Genomic DNA, 17419 nt, shown 5'->3' on the forward strand with positions numbered 1-17419 from the left:
TTTTTAATAAACAAAGATGGCTCTTTCGCTCATCATATCGTTTACTTCGTCTGCGATTTCTTCTAATAATTCGTCGTTAGTTGCATTTGAAAGCACTCTGTCAATTAAGTCAACAATAGTTTCCATATCACTTTCCATCAATCCACGAGTAGTAATTGCCGGAGTTCCAACACGAATTCCTGAAGTTACAAATGGCGATTTATCATCAAAAGGAACCATGTTTTTGTTCACCGTAATTTCGGCTTTTCCCAAAGCAATTTCAGCATCTTTTCCAGAAATCCCTTTGTTTCTTAAATCAATTAGCATCATGTGATTGTCTGTTCCGCCGGAAATTAGATCATAACCTCTTTTTACAAAACTAGCAGCCATTGCTTTGGCATTTTTCTGAACTTGCATTTGATAGGTAAAGAACTCATCTGATAAAGCTTCACCAAAAGCAATTGCTTTAGCTGCAATAATATGTTCCAACGGTCCGCCTTGATTTCCCGGAAAAACTGACATATCCAAAACGTGAGACATCATTCTAATTTCGCCTTTTGGTGTTTTTAAACCCCATGGATTTTCAAAATCTTTCCCCATCATTATAATTCCGCCTCTTGGTCCGCGTAATGTTTTGTGAGTTGTACTAGTAATGATATGGCAATGTGGAATTGGATCATTCATCAAACCTTTAGCAATTAAACCTGCAGGATGTGAAATATCCGCTAATAAAAGGGCGCCAACGCTGTCCGCAATTTCACGAAAACGTTTAAAATCCATATCACGAGAATACGCAGATGCTCCTGCTATAATCATTTTTGGTTGTTCTTTAGTGGCAATTTCTTGGATTTTATCGTAATTCAAAACTCCAGTTTCTGCTTCAACACCATAAAAACTTGGTGAATATAATTTTCCTGAAAAATTTACAGGGGATCCATGTGTTAAATGTCCGCCATGTGATAAATCAAATCCTAAAATCTTATCGCCGGGCTTTAAACACGCTGCGAAAACCGCTGTATTAGCCTGCGAACCGGAGTGTGGTTGTACGTTTACATATTCGGCACCAAAAAGTTCCTTGGCTCTGTCAATCGCAATTTGCTCAATTACATCTACTACTTCACATCCACCATAATATCTTTTGCCTGGATACCCTTCCGCATATTTATTTGTTAGCACAGAACCAGCAGCTTCCATCACTTGGTCGCTTACAAAGTTCTCTGATGCAATTAGTTCAATTCCGTGAATTTGTCTGTCTTGTTCCTCAAGAATTAGGTCAAAAATTTGTGTGTCGCGTTGCATTTGATTTTTTTTCGATTAATTGTGTTCAAAATTACAAAAATGGTTTGGTAAATTAATAGGAAATGATATATTTGATTACTTAAATTTTCAACAACTAAATTAACAAACTCATGCCTTCAAATACCAATAATCCTAAACGAAAATCATGGCTTACTGTCCCCAAAGACAGCGACTTTCCTATTCAAAATATTCCTTTTGGCGTTTTTTTAACCAAAGAAGATGTGATCACAATTGGAACACGAATTGGAGATTACGCCATCGATTTGGGAGCATTACAACAACTGAATTATTTTAACGGAATTGAATTGACTGATGATATGTTCATGCAGGACACTTTGAACGATTTCATTTCAGATGGTAAAAAGACATGGAGATTAGTGCGAAACAGAATTGGAGATATATTTGATCACAACAATGCATTACTGAGAGATAATCCAGAACATTGCGATATTGTTATCTTTAAAATGGAAGATGTAGAAATGCAACTTCCTGTTTTGATTGGCGATTACACCGATTTTTATTCCAGTAAAGAACACGCTACGAATGTAGGGAAAATGTTCCGTGACCCTGAAAATGCTCTTTTACCCAATTGGCTTCACATCCCAGTGGGTTACCACGGTAGAAGTTCTACTATAGTTCCGTCTGGAATTCCAGTGCACCGTCCAATGGGACAAACCTTGCCAAATGGTGAAAATACTCCTGTTTTTGGTCCGTCACGCCTTATTGATTTCGAATTGGAAACAGCTTTTATTACAACAGACGCCAATGTAATGGGAGAAAACATTCCGATAAATGAAGCCGAGGATTATATTTTCGGAATGGTATTGCTCAATGACTGGAGCGCACGTGATATTCAGAAATGGGAATATGTGCCGCTTGGACCGTTTTTAGCAAAGAACTTTGCTTCCTCAATATCACCTTGGATTGTAACAATGGATGCCTTGGAGTCTTTCCGTTGTAAAGGACCAATTCAGGAGCCTACACCTTTGCCGTATCTTCAACAGAAAGGAAGAAATGCTTATGATATCCATTTAGAAGCATATATAGAGCCGGAAAATGTGGAACCTACTCTAGTTTCAAAATCAAATTTCAAATACATGTATTGGTCCATGTCACAGCAATTGACACATCACACTTCAAATGGATGCCGAATAAATTCTGGGGATATGTTAGGATCCGGGACAATTTCTGGTCCTACTCCGGACAGTTTTGGATCGATGCTTGAATTAACTTGGGGCGGAAAAAATCCAATTAAAATGAACGATGGATCGGAACGTAAATTCATCAACGACAATGACACCGTTATCATGAGAGGATATTGTCAAAACAGTTCTTTACGTATTGGATTCGGAGAAGTTTCCAGTAAACTGTTGCCTCCGTTTGTAAGGAAATGAATTTCAAAATTTGATTAAATTAAATGCATACCTTAAAAAATAAAATGAAAAATACAGCGTTAACACACATACACGAAAGTTTAGGAGCCAAAATGGTTCCGTTTGCAGGTTATAACATGCCGGTTCAATATGAAGGCGTAAATGCCGAACACGAAATTGTTAGAAACGGCGTCGGAGTCTTTGATGTTTCGCACATGGGTGAATTTTTGCTTTCTGGTGAAAATGCTTTGGCCTTAATCCAAAAAGTAACTTCTAATGATGCTTCTGTTCTAGAAATTGGTCGGGCTCAATATTCGTGTTTACCTAATAACGATGGTGGAATTGTGGACGATTTAATTGTGTACCGAATTAAAGAAAATCAATATTTATTGGTTGTAAATGCCTCAAATATTGATAAAGACTGGAACTGGATTTCTTCTCACAATGATGTGGGAGCTGAAATGAAAAATATTTCTGAGGATTATTCCTTACTAGCAATTCAAGGCCCAAAAGCTGTTGAAGCTATGCAGTCATTGACATCTGTAGATTTATCAGCAATTAAATATTATCATTTTGAAGTAGCTGATTTTGCTGGTATTGAACATGTGATTATTTCTGCAACAGGTTACACTGGTTCTGGAGGATTTGAAATCTATTGTAAAAATACCGAAGTAGAGCAAATTTGGAATAAAGTTTTCGAAGCTGGAAAAGCTTTCGGTATCAAACCTGTCGGATTGGCTGCGCGTGATACGTTGCGTTTGGAAATGGGATTCTGTTTGTACGGAAACGATATCAACGATACCACTTCTCCATTAGAAGCGGGTTTGGGTTGGATAACCAAATTCACTAAAGATTTTACCAATTCAGAAAATCTGAAAAAGCAAAAAGAAGCTGGTGTTACCAAAAAACTAGTTGGTTTTGAACTGACCGAACGCGGAATTCCGCGTCACGATTATGAAATTGTGGATGCTGACGTCAATAACATCGGAATCGTAACTTCGGGAACAATGGCGCCGTCTTTAGGTAAAGGAATCGGATTAGGTTATGTAAAAGCTGAATTCGCTGTGGTTGACAGTGAGATTTTTATTCAAATTCGTAATAACAAAATAGCGGCCAAAGTAGTAAAATTACCATTTTATAAAAAGTAATCAATGACAATGGCTATAAAAATTGCAATAAAAACTAGTTATTGACATTGATTCTTGCTGTTGAATAAAGTATTTTTGCAACAAATAAAAATTAAGAAATGGGAAGAGCGTTTGAATTCAGAAAAGGACGAAAAATGAAACGTTGGTCAGCAATGGCAAAAGCGTTTACACGTATCGGTAAAGATATTGTAATGGCAGTGAAAGAAGGCGGACCAAATCCCGAAGCTAATTCCCGTTTGCGTGCCGTTATTCAAAATGCAAAGTCGGCTAATATGCCGAAAGAAAATGTGGAACGTGCTATTAAGAAAGCAACGGACAAAGATACGGCCAATTATAAAGAACAACTTTTTGAAGGATATGCGCCACACGGAATTGCACTTTTGATCGAAACTGCAACTGATAATAATAACAGAACAGTTGCCAATATCAGAAGTTATTTCAACAAATGTAATGGTACAATGGGAACACAAGGCTCAGTTGAATTTATGTTCGACCACACTTGTAATTTCCGTATTCCAAACAGCAATGTTGACATTGAGGAAATGGAATTGGAATTTATAGATTTTGGTGCTGAAGAGATCTTTGCGGATGAAGACGGAATTTTAATCTATGCGCCTTTCGGAAGTTTTGGAGCTATCCAAAAAGAACTTGAATCGCGTGGTATTGAAATCTTATCTTCCGGTTTTGAAAGAATCCCGCAGATTAGCAAAAAACTAACTGAAGCTGAAATGGCTGACGTAGAGAAACTAATTGATAAAATCGAAGAAGATGAAGACGTGATGAACGTATATCATACAATGGAAGAATAAAAAGTATTCAGTATTCAGATACAAGTATTCAGTACTATAAACTTCGGGGAAACCTGGAGTTTTTTTTATACAACTGATAAACAAATACTTACTTTTTTAATACAAAAAATAGTACTAAAAAGTTGTAACATTTAAAGCAAGCTTACGTACAATAAGAGATTTTTATCCTAGATAAACAGTAAAAAAATAACACTAGATGTTGTCTCATCAAATGAATTTATTCCTATCTAACCCCCATTTTTTTTCTTTTGGATCTATTCTAAAAATCAATACACACTTTTTAATCTAACTTCAATAACAATGGATGTAATTTTATCTTATTGGTGGGTAATCTTAATTGTATTATCTATCGTTCTCTACAAATTTGTATTACGCGTTTTCTTTGGAATGGTAATCGTTCCCGAGGACAAAATTGGTTTGGTAACCAAAAAATTCGTGCTTTTCGGAGCAGACAAGTCACTCCCTGATAGTAGAATTATTGCTACCAAAGGAGAAGCTGGTTTTCAAGCGCAAACGTTAGCACCAGGTTTATATTGGTCAAAATGGATTTGGCAATATACTATCGACATGACAGCCTTTACCATAATCCCAGAAGGAAGAATTGGATTGGTTTTAAGCAAAGATGGAAAAGAAATTCCAACAGGACGAATTCTTGCCAGAAAAGTCGAAAGTGATAATTTTCAAGATGCAACTGCTTTCTTAGATAATGGTGGTCAAAAAGGGCGTCAGTCGGCTTTTATTACAACAGGTTCTTATCGTATTAATACCTATTTATTTGAAATAGTAGTGGTGGATCAGGTGAAAATTTACGAAAATATGATTGGAATTGTAACTGCTTTAGATGGCGACCCAATTCCGCAAGGTCAGATTGCAGGTAAATTTATTGATGGTCATAATAATTTTCAGGATTTTGATATGTTTTTGGATTTGGGTGGAAACAGAGGTCTGCAACCACAAGTAATGCTTGCAGGTTCTTATTATATCAACACTTGGGGAATTCAGATTGAGCAAAATCCAATGACAGATGTGCCAATTGGTTATGTTGGTGTGGTGATTTCGTACATCGGTGAGGATGGCAAAGATGTAACCGGAGACACTTTCAAACACGGAAACATTGTGTCAAAAGGACAACGTGGCGTTTGGATGGAACCACTTGGCCCGGGAAAATACGCTTTGAATAAATATACCACTAAATTAGAAGCTGTTCCGACAACCAACTTAGTTTTAAACTGGGCAAACGCCCGAAGTGAATCACATGATTTAGATAAAAATTTATCTACCATTACCGTTCGTTCTAAAGATGGTTTCCCTTTTAATCTTGATGTGGCCCAAATCATTCATGTCCCAGCCAATGAAGCTCCAAAAGTAATTGCGCGTTTTGGTAGCATGACCAACTTAGTTTCTCAGGTTTTAGAACCAACCATTGGAAACTACTTTAGAAACTCAGCTCAAGACAGTGATGTTATATCGTTTCTGAGTACGCGTAAGGAACGTCAGGAATCGGCTAAGAATCATATTAAAGCGGTATTAGATGAATACAATGTAAATGCTGTTGATACTTTAATTGGTGATATTGTACCTCCGGATTCCTTAATGAAAACATTAACCGATAGAAAGCTTGCGGAAGAAGAGCAAAAGACGTATCAAACCCAAAGAATGGCGCAAGAACAACGTCAGGGAATGGAAAAAGAAACGGCTATTGCTGATATGCAAAAAGAAATCGTTCGTGCTTCACAAAGTGTTGAAATTGCACAAAGAACTGCAGATGCAACCGTAAAAAAAGCGGAAGGTGATGCTACAAGTTTAAAATTGAATGTAAATGCTGAGGCGGAAGCTACCAAAATGCGTGCTAATGCCGAAGCGGAAGCGACCAAAGCTAGAGCTGGTGCACAAGCAGAAGCAACAAAACTAAACGCAAGTGCTGAAGCTGAAAAGATTTCTAAAACCGGATTAGCTGAAGCTGAAAAGATTATGGCGATTGGTAAATCTACTGCCGAAGCTTATCAATTACAGGTTTCTGCGATGGGCGGCGATAATTTTACCAGATATAAAGTTACCGAAGAAATTGGTAAAGGAAATATCAAAGTAATTCCAGATGTTTTAATTACTGGCGCGAACGGTTCTGAAGGAGGAATTAGCGGTTTATTAGGAATGAAACTTATGGAAATGATGGATACTAAAAATAGTACCGATAATTCTAAAAAGAAATAATATAATAGTTATTCAAATGAAACGTCGAGTTACGCTCGGCGTTTTTTTGTTATTTTTTTGTAAATTCGTTTTGATCCAACTAGTAAATTATGAACTGTCTTAATCCTATAGTGCTATTAATTCTAACAGTTACTAGCCTTTCGGCACAAACCGTTAAATTAAAAAAGCAAATTGTTTACATAGATGATGCTGCAACTTTTAGCTTTGCCAAAAAAGCGATGGGAAATGAATTGTACGTTTACAATCTAAACACTAAGGAAGAATTAGTCAATATGATTGTTGATAACAATAAAACCGAGAGTAAAGTGGACGATAGCAAGAAGATTGTTTTCACTAAACTAAACACTATAATACAATCCAAAAACTTCCGTGGCCGCGATTGGGAATTTATGTTAGCCTTATTACTCTCAGAAAAAGTATTTGATCTAAAAGGAGAAATTAATCTCGAAAACCTAAAACGTTTTACGGCAAAATACGATGATCGGAATATCAATCATACAATGATGCGATAGCACCTTTTCAGAAAACAAAAAAACCTCCGAATCGCTTTGGAGGTTTTTTTATATCTTAATAGTAGTACTTAAATCGTAATGCTACTTAATAAACTCTACTTTCTGGACTTCTTCAGCGTTGATGCTGTCAAAGAAACCTTGTTCATTCATCCAATCATCGCTAAATACTTTACTCATATAACGAGAACCGTGATCTGGGAAAATTGCAATTACATTACTATTTTCGTTGAACTCTCCTTCTTCAGCATATTGCTTGATTGCCTGCATTACTGCTCCAGAAGTATAACCAACAAATAAGCCTTCTCTTTTAACAATCTCTCTAGTAGTATGGGCACTTTCTTCGTCGGTTACTTTCATGAAATGATCTATCAAATCAAAGTCGGTAGCAGTTGGAATCAAGTTTTTACCCAAACCTTCTATTCGGTATGGATAGATTTCATCAGCATCAAATTCTCTAGTTTCGTGGTATTTTTTCAATACAGAACCAAAAGCATCAACACCTAAAATTCTAATATTTGGATTTTTTTCTTTTAAGAACTTAGCCGCTCCAGAAATAGTTCCACCCGTTCCGCTACACGCAATTAAATGGGTAATTTTTCCGTTGGTTTGTTCCCAAATTTCAGGACCAGTTGATTTATAATGCGCATCAATATTCAATTGGTTGAAATATTGATTGATATAGACTGAACCTTTTGTTTCTTCGTGCAAACGCTTAGCTACATTGTAGTAAGAACGCTCGTCGTCAGCAGAAACGTGTGCAGGACAAACATATACTTTTGCCCCTAAACTACGTAACATATCAATTTTATCTTTAGAAGATTTTGAACTTACGGCAAGAATGCAACTGTATCCTTTGATGATGCTTACCATTGCCAAGCTAAATCCAGTATTCCCCGATGTAGTTTCAATGATAGTATCGCCTGGAGTAAGAATTCCTTGCTTTTCAGCCTCTTCAATAATATATAGTGCGATTCTGTCTTTGGTAGAATGACCCGGGTTGAATGCTTCAACCTTAGCGTAAAAATTTCCTTGTAAAGATTCTGTGATTTTGTTAAGCCTAATTAGAGGTGTATTCCCTATTAAACTTAATACATTATCGTGAGCTTTTATATCTTCTTTCATAAAATAATTTAGTCAAGCAATAGTTCGGAGCCAATATTTAATGACTCCAAACCTGTGCAAATTTAATAAAATATTTTTAAACTATTTTTTTATTCCCTCTAAATCTAATAAAAAACTGAATTCTTTAGCAATTTCCCTAATGGCTTCAAACCTTCCCGATGCTCCTCCGTGACCTGCCTCCATGTTAGTATCCAAATATAACTGATTATTATTAGTTTTCAAAACCCGTAATTTCGCCACCCATTTAGCTGGTTCCCAATACTGTACCTGAGAATCATGCAAACCAGTTGAAATATAAAGATTTGGATAGTTCTGAGCCACAACATTATCATAAGGCGAATAAGACAACATATAATTATAATATTTCTTCGTGTTCGGATTTCCCCATTCGTCATATTCTCCTGTCGTTAACGGAATGGTTTCATCCAACATAGTTGTAACAACATCTACAAAAGGTACCTGCGCGACAACGCCATTAAACAAATTTGGGGCCATATTGATAATGGCTCCCATCAAAAGCCCTCCGGCCGATCCACCTTCTGCATATAAATGCTTACTTGATGTGAATTTTTCATCAATAACAAATTGGGAACAATCAATGAAATCAGTAAATGTATTTTTCTTTTTAGTTAATTTACCATTGTCGTACCATTCACGACCCAAATCTTCTCCACCACGAATATGAGCGATGGCGTAAATAAAACCTCGATCTAAAAGTGATAATCGTAGCGTAGAAAAATGACAATCCATCGTCATACCATAAGAACCATAAGCATATAACAACAATGGATTTTTACTATCTTTTTTGATACCTTTTCTATAAACCATTGAAATGGGCACTTTGGTGCCATCTTTTGCAGTTGCCCAAACGCGTTCTTCTATGTACTTGTTTTTATCGAATTTTCCACCTATAACTTCTTGTTCTTTCAGTATAGTTTTCTCTTTGGTCTTCATATTAAAATCAATTACAGAAGCTGGTGTAGCCAATGATTGATAGCCATAACGGAGGATTTCGGTATCAAAATCGACATTGGTTGTTGTGTAAGCCATGTATGTTTCACTGTCAAAAGGAAGATAATATGCTCCTTTTCCACTCCAAGGCATAATTCGGATCATATTTAAACCATTAAAACGTTCTGAAACTACCAAATAATCTTTGAAAATATCAATGTCTTCCAACAAAACGTCTTCGCGATGTGCAATCAAATCAACCCAATTGTCTTTTGAACTCGCATTTTCGGGCGTTTTCATCAGCTTAAAATTGGTTGCTTTATCCTTATTAGTCAGAATATAAAAATGCTCACCAAAATGTGAAATGCTGTATTCCAATCCCCGTGTTCTTTTTTGGAACATCCTGAATTTAGCATCAGGCGTAGCTGATAAAACCGTTTGAAATTCGGTAGTTATTGTACTACTTGAATTGATAATCAAATACTTTTTCGACTTCGATTTATAAATGGAAACATCAAAAGTTTCGTCTTTTTCAAAATAAACCATAGCATCTGTAGCTGCAGCAGTTCCGATTTTATGTTTAAATATTTTATCCGAACGAAGCGTCACTCCATCTTTTCTAGAATAGAACAATGTCTTATTATCGCTTGCCCAAGTGGAACCACCAGTAGTGTTTTCTAGTTTGAAATCTAGAATTTCTCCCGACACCAAATTCTTAACCTGAATCGTATATTGTCTTCTAGATACCGTGTCAAAACCAAAAGCACACAGCGTATTGTCTTCGCTAATACTTAATCCAGCTAAATTAAAATACGTATGTCCTTCAGCCATCACATTGCAATCGAACATAATTTCTTCTTTGGCATCCAAACTTCCCTTTTTACGAGAATGAATGGGATAATCTTTACCTTTTTCAAAGCGCGTAATATAGTAGTAGCCATTAAACAAATAGGGAACAGATTCATCATCTTCCTTAATTCGAGCTTTCATTTCTTCGAATAAATCCTTTTGAAAAGCTTCAGTATGCGCTGTAGATTGCCTATAATACTCGTTTTCTTGATTGAGATACTCAATAACTTCCGGCTTTTCTCTTTGGTTCATCCAGTAGTAATCATCAGTACGAACATGACCATGTTTTTCAATTTGATGTGGAATAATTTTGGCAACCGGCGGTTTTATTTTAGCTTCAGGCATTTAAAGTGTTTTTATTAACATACAATATTAACGATTCTATTGCAACGACTTTGTTTGTAAACGGGAAGTTATAAACCTAAAAGTTAACAAATAATAGTTTACAAATAAATTTCATATAATAAATTAAGATCTTATAGCCTAGTAACACCTGAAAAATTAAAACGAAATATAATTAATATAAAGACTTTAGAAGCTGTTTTTAAAATGTAAATACCAATCAATATTTATAGGCTTTCTATTGGATTTTTTTATAATACTTAAACAACTTTTGGTTCAAATCCTTTGGAATAAAGGGCTTAATCACATATTCATTTACTCCGATTTGAAGTGCTTTTTCAAGACATAAATAAGAAGTTGTTGCTGTTAGCGCAATAATAGGTATTGTTGAATTTACTATGCGTATTTTAGCACTTGCTTCATAACCGTCCATTACAGGCATTGATAAATCCATAAGGATAAGATCGTACGTATTTGCATAAAACTTCTCCAAACCAATTAGACCATTTTGTGCTACATCAAGAACAATGTTCCAATGATGTAATATTTTCTCTGCAACTTTTATATTGATTAAGTTATCTTCTACCAAAAGCACCTTCATCCCGTCCAACATATGTATTTGAACATCTTTTTCTAAATTAGAAGAATAGTTATCCAATTGATTAACATTTAGTGGCAAGTCAAGAATAAAGCTAAAATTACAACCTTTATTGGCTTCACTTGTTATGTGAATTTCTGAATTGAATAATTTTAAAAGATTTTTAGTAATAACTAGCCCTAAACCACTACCCCCATATTTTCTTGAAGTTGAGCTATCTAATTGAGAAAATTTTTCGAAAATGGCGTCAAATTTATCAAGGTCAATTCCGATTCCGTTATCAATTATTTCTGTTTTGAAAACGATATTATTTTGAGATTTATTTAAAGTTTTTACTCTAATTTCAATTAAACCATTCTTAGTAAACTTGATTGCATTTGATAAGAGGTTATTAATTATTTGACTAATTCTTAATGGATCGCTAATAATCTCAGCACAAAATTCATCATCAAAATAAACAGTAATTTTATTATTGTTTTCTCTTATCATAGACTCTAATGACTTAGTTATATCAATAACAAGTGTTTTATAATCAAAAGAAATATTTTCGAGGTCTACTTTGCCATTTTCTATTTTACCAAAATCAAGAATATTATTAATTAATTGGTGAAGGTGTTGTGCTGATTTTTTTAAAAAAAAAATATTTTCATGAATATTAACTATGTCCTTTTCATTTTCAATAATATAAGTTAGACCAATAATTGCATTCAAAGGGGTTCGAATCTCATGACTCATAATTGATAAAAAATCAGATTTAGCTTCATTAGCCTTTTCTGCATTAATTTTTGCAATGTATAGTTCTTCTTGATGTCTTTTTTTAAATTCAATTTCATCAGTCAGTATTTTAAATAAATAATCTGAACTATTATTGTCTTCAATTACAACATGATTTGAGCTTTCCAACTGTTTAATGGTATTGAATAACTTCTTTTGAACATCTTTTTTCTGTTCTAATTCTACTTTAAGTTTTGCGTTTATTCGATTGTATTCGATATCATTAAGCTTGATGGATTTTTCAAAAAGAGTAGCGTCTTTTTCATAGTTTAAATAACTTTGATTGATAATTTGAATGAAATTTTGAAGGGATGGATTTTGGGCTACTAAATCATCATCAAGATATTTTTTAACTTGACGGCCTAAATAATTATGTAAATTTTCATTCATAATATTTTTATTACACTTCTAGCATAGTTGTTATGGAAAATGTTTGGTTATGCAATTCACAGGATTTATGAGCCACGACCGGTGAAATTTCACCATAAGAATAGAATCCGAATAAAAATGCATTCTCCCCAAATATATCTTTCAGAACCTCAATTTCTTCCTCTATTCTGTTGTCAAGTACTATTTTACGCCCAACACAACTCACCACCATTATCAATTGAGGACTTGCATTCGATTCATCCATAGTAGCTTTTGCCGCTGTATAAGAAGCATCAATCAATTTGTCAAAATTACCTTTCATCAATTTCACAAAAGCTCCTTGAGGAATATCTCCGGCAAATGTCATTGATTTTTCTTCTTCGTTGATAGATAGTATAGTTCTAACAACGGGAGAAGCGATTGGATTTTCTTTCATTGATAATGGAAAATACAAAGCTGAACTCGGTAAATCATCAGCATATTGACCAAGATATTCCTTGTACAGGTCTAAAGCAAAATGGTCTCCTATTTTGTAAAGAATATTTTTTTCAGAATGGGTAACTTCACGTTCCGGACCAAAATCAGTCCATCCACCTTCACACCCAAATCCAAATTTCATATGATTACCATAAAAACCAATTATTGCAATCTCTCCTTCTTTTGGATTTTCATTAACCCCGAGTAAAGTTTTCTGAAAATTCAAACTATCACCCGCGATACCTCCAAATATTTTGACTTTGGAATCTGTTGCTTTCGAAAGTTCTTTTACTAATTCTGTTCCGTTTACATAAGTTCCTTCAGATAAAACCATGATAGCAGATAAATCATTTGTTACTAACTCTTCTTGGACTCTCCCTCCAAGTCTGGACAAAGATTCCTCATCTAATAAGTTATATTTAGAAATTTTTATTGGCGTTTTTTCAAATTCTATAGCGGTTACTATAATACTATTATTTACTAAATTATAATCTAATAACTGCCCCGCAGTAGAGCAAATTACAATTTCCGCATTGGGATAAACTGACTTTAACTTTTCATAAAGTTTACAATTTTCAATTATTTCCCTTTCTCCAAAACTAAAAACCAAATTAGCCTTAGCAGCAGAAAATGAATCTGAAGTTTTAATAATTTGAAAATGCATTAACTGATTAACAAAACCCTGCTCTATTTTCATAACAACTTGTATCTAGTTACTAAAGCAATAAAAATAATTGTCAAAAAAAAATATTCAGTTATTTTTATGATAATTATTCGATAAACGATAAGTATGTATAGTTGAACTGTTTTTTAAATACATTTTTTTCTTACTCTATATTTATATAGTGATTGAATTGAAAAAAAATATTTCTATTATTTTAAATTAAACAACATAAAATGAAAAATATTATTAGTAAACATTCAATTGAGATTTATGTTTACTTTATCATATAAAATAGTAAAGTACCAGATTAATAATCAGGAATTAAAAATAATACACGATTTACAATAATTTATGTCTTCTTAATTAAAGACCGTCTTTCCCAATGCTTCTAAAACATATTCGTGCATGATTTGTCTGTAATCAAGATGCGTTACGATGCGAAGTTTGCCTTTAGACATTACACTGATGGAAATTCCTTTCTCCTTTAATTTGTCAACAACTTGCTTGTCACTGATGTTTTCAGCTGGTGAAAAGATAACAATATTCGTTTCGATTTGTTCAACAACAGCAACCCAAGAACATCGTTCTAATTGGCTTCCCAATTCCTTAGCTCGGCGATGATCCTCTTCTAATCTATTGATGTTGTTTTGCAATGCATAGATTCCAGCTGCGGCCAAATAACCCGATTGACGCATATTACCTCCAAATATTTTTCGCACACGCAAAGCTCTGTGCATCGTTTCCGCATCACCAAGTAAAACCGAGCCTATTGGTGCGCCTAATCCTTTGGAGAAACAAACCGAAATCGTATCGAAAAGTTGCCCGAATTGCTTTGGCTGTTGTTTTTTAGCAATCATCGCATTCCATAAGCGAGCGCCGTCTAAATGGTATTTCAGATTATGTTCAGTACAAACCTGTTTTATCTTTTGTAGTTCCAAAATGTCGTAACAAGCGCCGCCACCTTTATTCGTAGTGTTTTCAATTCCAACCATTTTTGACATGGGTGTGTGATAAAATTCGGGGTCATTGATTCCCTCTTTTACTTGTTCGGCTGTAATCATTCCACGCTTTCCGTCCAATAAATTAAAATTTACGCCACTATTAGCCGAAGCGCCGCCCGATTCATACAAATGAATGTGCGACCATTTATCACAGATAATTTGATCACCCGGATTGGTGTTTAATTTAATGGCCGTTTGGTTTGCCATAGTTCCTGTTGGGAAAAATAAGGCGGCTTCCATTCCAAATAAATCGGCAACAATTTTTTCAAAAGCATTTACGGTTGGATCTTGTTTGAATACGTCATCGCCTACTTGAGCGTTGAACATTGCTTGAAGCATTTCGGGTGATGGTTTGGTTACGGTATCACTGATTAAATTTATTTCCATATAAAGATTAGATAGTCTATTTTTGTGCTGTTACACTAGCCCCGATAGTAGCGGCATCCTTTTTTGTTTTTATATAAAAGCCCTTGGACTAGGCTCAGGTTGACAAAAACAAAAAAGATATAGCGAATAGCGGGATTAGCTCCTGAAACTCTGAAATAAACTCAGAGAAATTAAATTCAGGATAAATTCAATTAATAAAACACAAAATTACATAATTTATGACAAATACCGAACAAATTAAAGGTATTGTGGAGCGTCTTGGTGCGTTGAGGAGGTATCTTTGACATTGATGCCAAGCTTGTAGAAATTACCAATGAAGAAGAAAAAACCTTCGCTCCCGACTTTTGGAACAATCCAAAACAAGCCGAAATCATTGTCCAAAATCTCCGTTCTAAGAAAAAATGGGTGGAAGATTTTGAGAAAGGCAATGCTATGGCAGAAGAACTTCAAATCATTTACGAATTTGTCAAAGAAGGTGATGCTTCAGAAGAGGAACTTGACGACCACTTTGAACTGACGAGCACGCATATTGAGAATCTTGAATTCAGAAACATGCTTTCTGATGAAGGCGACAGTTTAAGTGCAGTGGTTCAGATTACGGCTGGTGCTGGTGGAACGGAAAGCTGCGACTGGGCGTCAATGCTGATGCGAATGTATATGATGTGGGGCGAAAAAGAAGGCTATAAAATTAAAGAACTTAACTTTCAGGAAGGGGAAGTTGCCGGAATTAAAACGGTAACTTTAGAATTTGAAGGCGAATATTCCTTTGGGTATTTAAAAGGTGAAAATGGGGTGCATCGTTTGGTGCGGATTTCTCCTTTTGATAGTAATGCCAAACGTCATACCTCTTTTGCTTCGGTTTATGTTTATCCGTTGGTGGATGATAGTATCGAAATTGACATCAATCCAGCTGATATTGAAATTACGACTTCTCGTTCTAGTGGCGCTGGAGGACAAAATGTAAATAAGGTGGAAACCAAAGTGCAATTGGTTCACAAACCAACCGGAATTCAAGTGCAGTGTTCGGAAACGCGATCGCAACAAGATAACAGACAACGTGCGATGCAAATGCTTCGTTCGCAATTGTATGAAATTGAGTTGAAAAAACAACAAGCACAACGCGCCGATATTGAAGCCGGAAAAATGAAAATTGAATGGGGTTCTCAGATTCGAAATTATGTGATGCAACCTTATAAATTGGTTAAAGATGTAAGAACAGGCTTTGAAACAAGCGATGTAGATGGCGTGATGAATGGCAATATTGATAAATTCCTTAAAGCGTACCTGATGATGATGGGACAGAAGGAGGAGTGATCAATGGTCAATAAATTTAGTAATCAGTTTTAACTAGGATTAGGATTTTTACATTCAATTCACTTTATTTGAAATATAATCGACCGAGGCAATTGATATTAATAAAAATTATTAATAGAAGTGCAACGGAATAACACCAGACTATTATGAGTTCCTATTCTATTCAAGAAATTAATGACGTACTGAAAGGCGAAATTGTTGGAAATACAACTTGCAAAATAACGGCTCCTGAACAATTAGAAGTTGCAGCTGAAACCGAAATTTCTTTTATTGGAAACAAAAAATACGAGAAATTTTGGGAGAATTCCAAAGCTTGCGTTGCTGTAGTTAATCAGGATTGTTCTCTTGAACCAGGAGAAAATCGTGCTTTTATAAAAGTAAAAAATGCCGATTTGGCGATGTCACAGGTTTTAGAACTCTTCGCTCCTGCTCCCCCTATTTTTGCAGTTGATATTCATCCAAGCGCTGTTATTGATAAATCGGTAACGATAGGAAATGGAACCCGAATTGGAGCCGGAAGTTATGTTGGACCCAACGTAAAATTGGGAGAAAATGTTACAATTTATCCAAATGTGACTATTCTTGATGAATGCAGTATTGGAAAAAACACAACCATTTGGTCTGGAACGGTAATTCGCGAACGCTGTCATATTGGAGCACATTGTATTTTGCATCCGAATTGCGTAATTGGTGCGGATGGTTTTGGATTTAGACCTTGTCCTGAAAAAGGATTGGTAAAGATTCCACAAATTGGGAATGTAATTATAGGTAACGGTGTTGAAATTGGTGCCAATTCTTGTGTAGATAGAGGGAAGTTCAGTTCAACGGTTCTTGGAGATGGTTGCAAAATTGATAATTTGGTGCAAATTGGACATAATTCCAAACTCGGAAGATTTTGTATTATGGCTGGAAATTCAGGTTTAGCGGGTTCGGTAACTTTAGGAGATGGAGTTATGATTGGCGGAAGTGCCTCTATTAAAGATCATTTAACGATTGGTAACGGCGCTATTGTTGGTGCAGGTTCTGGTGTTGCTGCAGATGTTGAAGCGGGAAAAGTTGTATTAGGTTATCCGGCAGTTGATGCTCGTGATGCATTGAAGCAATGGGCCATTTTAAAACGATTAGCTTCCAATAAATAATTATGAATTTTAAATTATAAATTTTAAATTAATATAAAAACATTTAAAATCATTGTTGTCCGATAAAAGTAAATAAAAAGAAGCCAAATTAATGGCTTCTT

The 17419-nt window shown here is 35.1% G+C and carries 13 protein-coding genes; 7 read left to right on the top strand and 6 right to left on the bottom strand.

What is annotated here, in order from left to right; genetic code table 11:
- Positions 1-3: 3 nt before the first annotated feature.
- Complete coding sequence (gene glyA / locus PSU83_RS11515) at positions 4-1278, bottom strand: serine hydroxymethyltransferase (RefSeq protein WP_300589605.1); 1275 nt, start codon at positions 1276-1278, stop codon at positions 4-6.
- Between the two features lie 110 nt (positions 1279-1388).
- On the opposite strand from glyA, the gene fahA reads away from it, so the two are divergent.
- The 5 genes from fahA (at position 1389) to PSU83_RS11540 (ending at position 7331) form a co-directional block, all read left to right on the top strand.
- Positions 1389-2672: a fumarylacetoacetase gene (gene fahA / locus PSU83_RS11520; RefSeq protein WP_300589606.1), complete on the top strand. Its 1284-nt coding sequence runs from the start codon at positions 1389-1391 to the stop codon at positions 2670-2672.
- A 44-nt stretch (positions 2673-2716) separates the two neighbouring features.
- Positions 2717-3799 (top strand): glycine cleavage system aminomethyltransferase GcvT, encoded by a 1083-nt coding sequence (gcvT, locus tag PSU83_RS11525; protein WP_300589607.1) that lies wholly within the window; start codon positions 2717-2719, stop codon positions 3797-3799.
- Between the two features lie 98 nt (positions 3800-3897).
- On the top strand, positions 3898-4608 hold the full coding sequence (locus PSU83_RS11530; RefSeq protein WP_300589608.1) for a YebC/PmpR family DNA-binding transcriptional regulator: 711 nt from the start codon (positions 3898-3900) through the stop codon (positions 4606-4608).
- Between the two features lie 300 nt (positions 4609-4908).
- Positions 4909-6819, top strand: a complete 1911-nt coding sequence (locus PSU83_RS11535) for an SPFH domain-containing protein (RefSeq protein ID WP_300589609.1) — start codon at positions 4909-4911, stop codon at positions 6817-6819.
- A gap of 89 nt (positions 6820-6908) precedes the next feature.
- Positions 6909-7331: a hypothetical protein gene (locus tag PSU83_RS11540; RefSeq protein WP_300589610.1), complete on the top strand. Its 423-nt coding sequence runs from the start codon at positions 6909-6911 to the stop codon at positions 7329-7331.
- A gap of 81 nt (positions 7332-7412) precedes the next feature.
- On the opposite strand, the gene PSU83_RS11545 is transcribed toward PSU83_RS11540, so the two are convergent.
- From PSU83_RS11545 to PSU83_RS11565, 5 genes are all read right to left on the bottom strand, one after another.
- A complete protein-coding gene (locus PSU83_RS11545) occupies positions 7413-8453 on the bottom strand; it encodes a cysteine synthase family protein (protein WP_300589612.1) in 1041 nt (346 codons plus the stop codon).
- A gap of 81 nt (positions 8454-8534) precedes the next feature.
- Positions 8535-10598 carry a S9 family peptidase gene (locus tag PSU83_RS11550; protein WP_300589613.1) on the bottom strand — a complete coding sequence of 688 codons (2064 nt, stop codon included), beginning with the start codon at positions 10596-10598 and terminating at the stop codon, positions 8535-8537.
- A gap of 235 nt (positions 10599-10833) precedes the next feature.
- Positions 10834-12357 (bottom strand): ATP-binding protein, encoded by a 1524-nt coding sequence (locus PSU83_RS11555; RefSeq protein ID WP_300589614.1) that lies wholly within the window; start codon positions 12355-12357, stop codon positions 10834-10836.
- Positions 12358-12367: 10 nt separating this feature from the next.
- Complete coding sequence (locus tag PSU83_RS11560; protein ID WP_300589615.1) at positions 12368-13510, bottom strand: FIST N-terminal domain-containing protein; 1143 nt, start codon at positions 13508-13510, stop codon at positions 12368-12370.
- A 326-nt stretch (positions 13511-13836) separates the two neighbouring features.
- Positions 13837-14865 (bottom strand): GntG family PLP-dependent aldolase, encoded by a 1029-nt coding sequence (locus PSU83_RS11565; protein ID WP_300589616.1) that lies wholly within the window; start codon positions 14863-14865, stop codon positions 13837-13839.
- A gap of 218 nt (positions 14866-15083) precedes the next feature.
- Here PSU83_RS11565 and prfB point away from each other — a divergent pair.
- Together prfB and lpxD are read left to right on the top strand one after the other, a co-directional pair.
- A protein-coding gene (gene prfB / locus PSU83_RS11570; RefSeq protein ID WP_300589617.1) for a peptide chain release factor 2 occupies positions 15084-16179 on the top strand; the annotation gives its coding sequence in 2 pieces (ribosomal slippage) (positions 15084-15146 and positions 15148-16179; 1095 coding nt in all).
- A 146-nt stretch (positions 16180-16325) separates the two neighbouring features.
- The gene (lpxD, locus tag PSU83_RS11575) at positions 16326-17318 is read left to right on the top strand and encodes a UDP-3-O-(3-hydroxymyristoyl)glucosamine N-acyltransferase (protein WP_300589618.1); all 993 of its coding nucleotides are present in this window, start codon (positions 16326-16328) and stop codon (positions 17316-17318) included.
- The last annotated feature ends 101 nt before the right edge of the window (positions 17319-17419 follow it).

The organism is Flavobacterium sp. (genome assembly GCF_029945805.1).
Lineage (GTDB): Bacteria > Bacteroidota > Bacteroidia > Flavobacteriales > Flavobacteriaceae > Flavobacterium.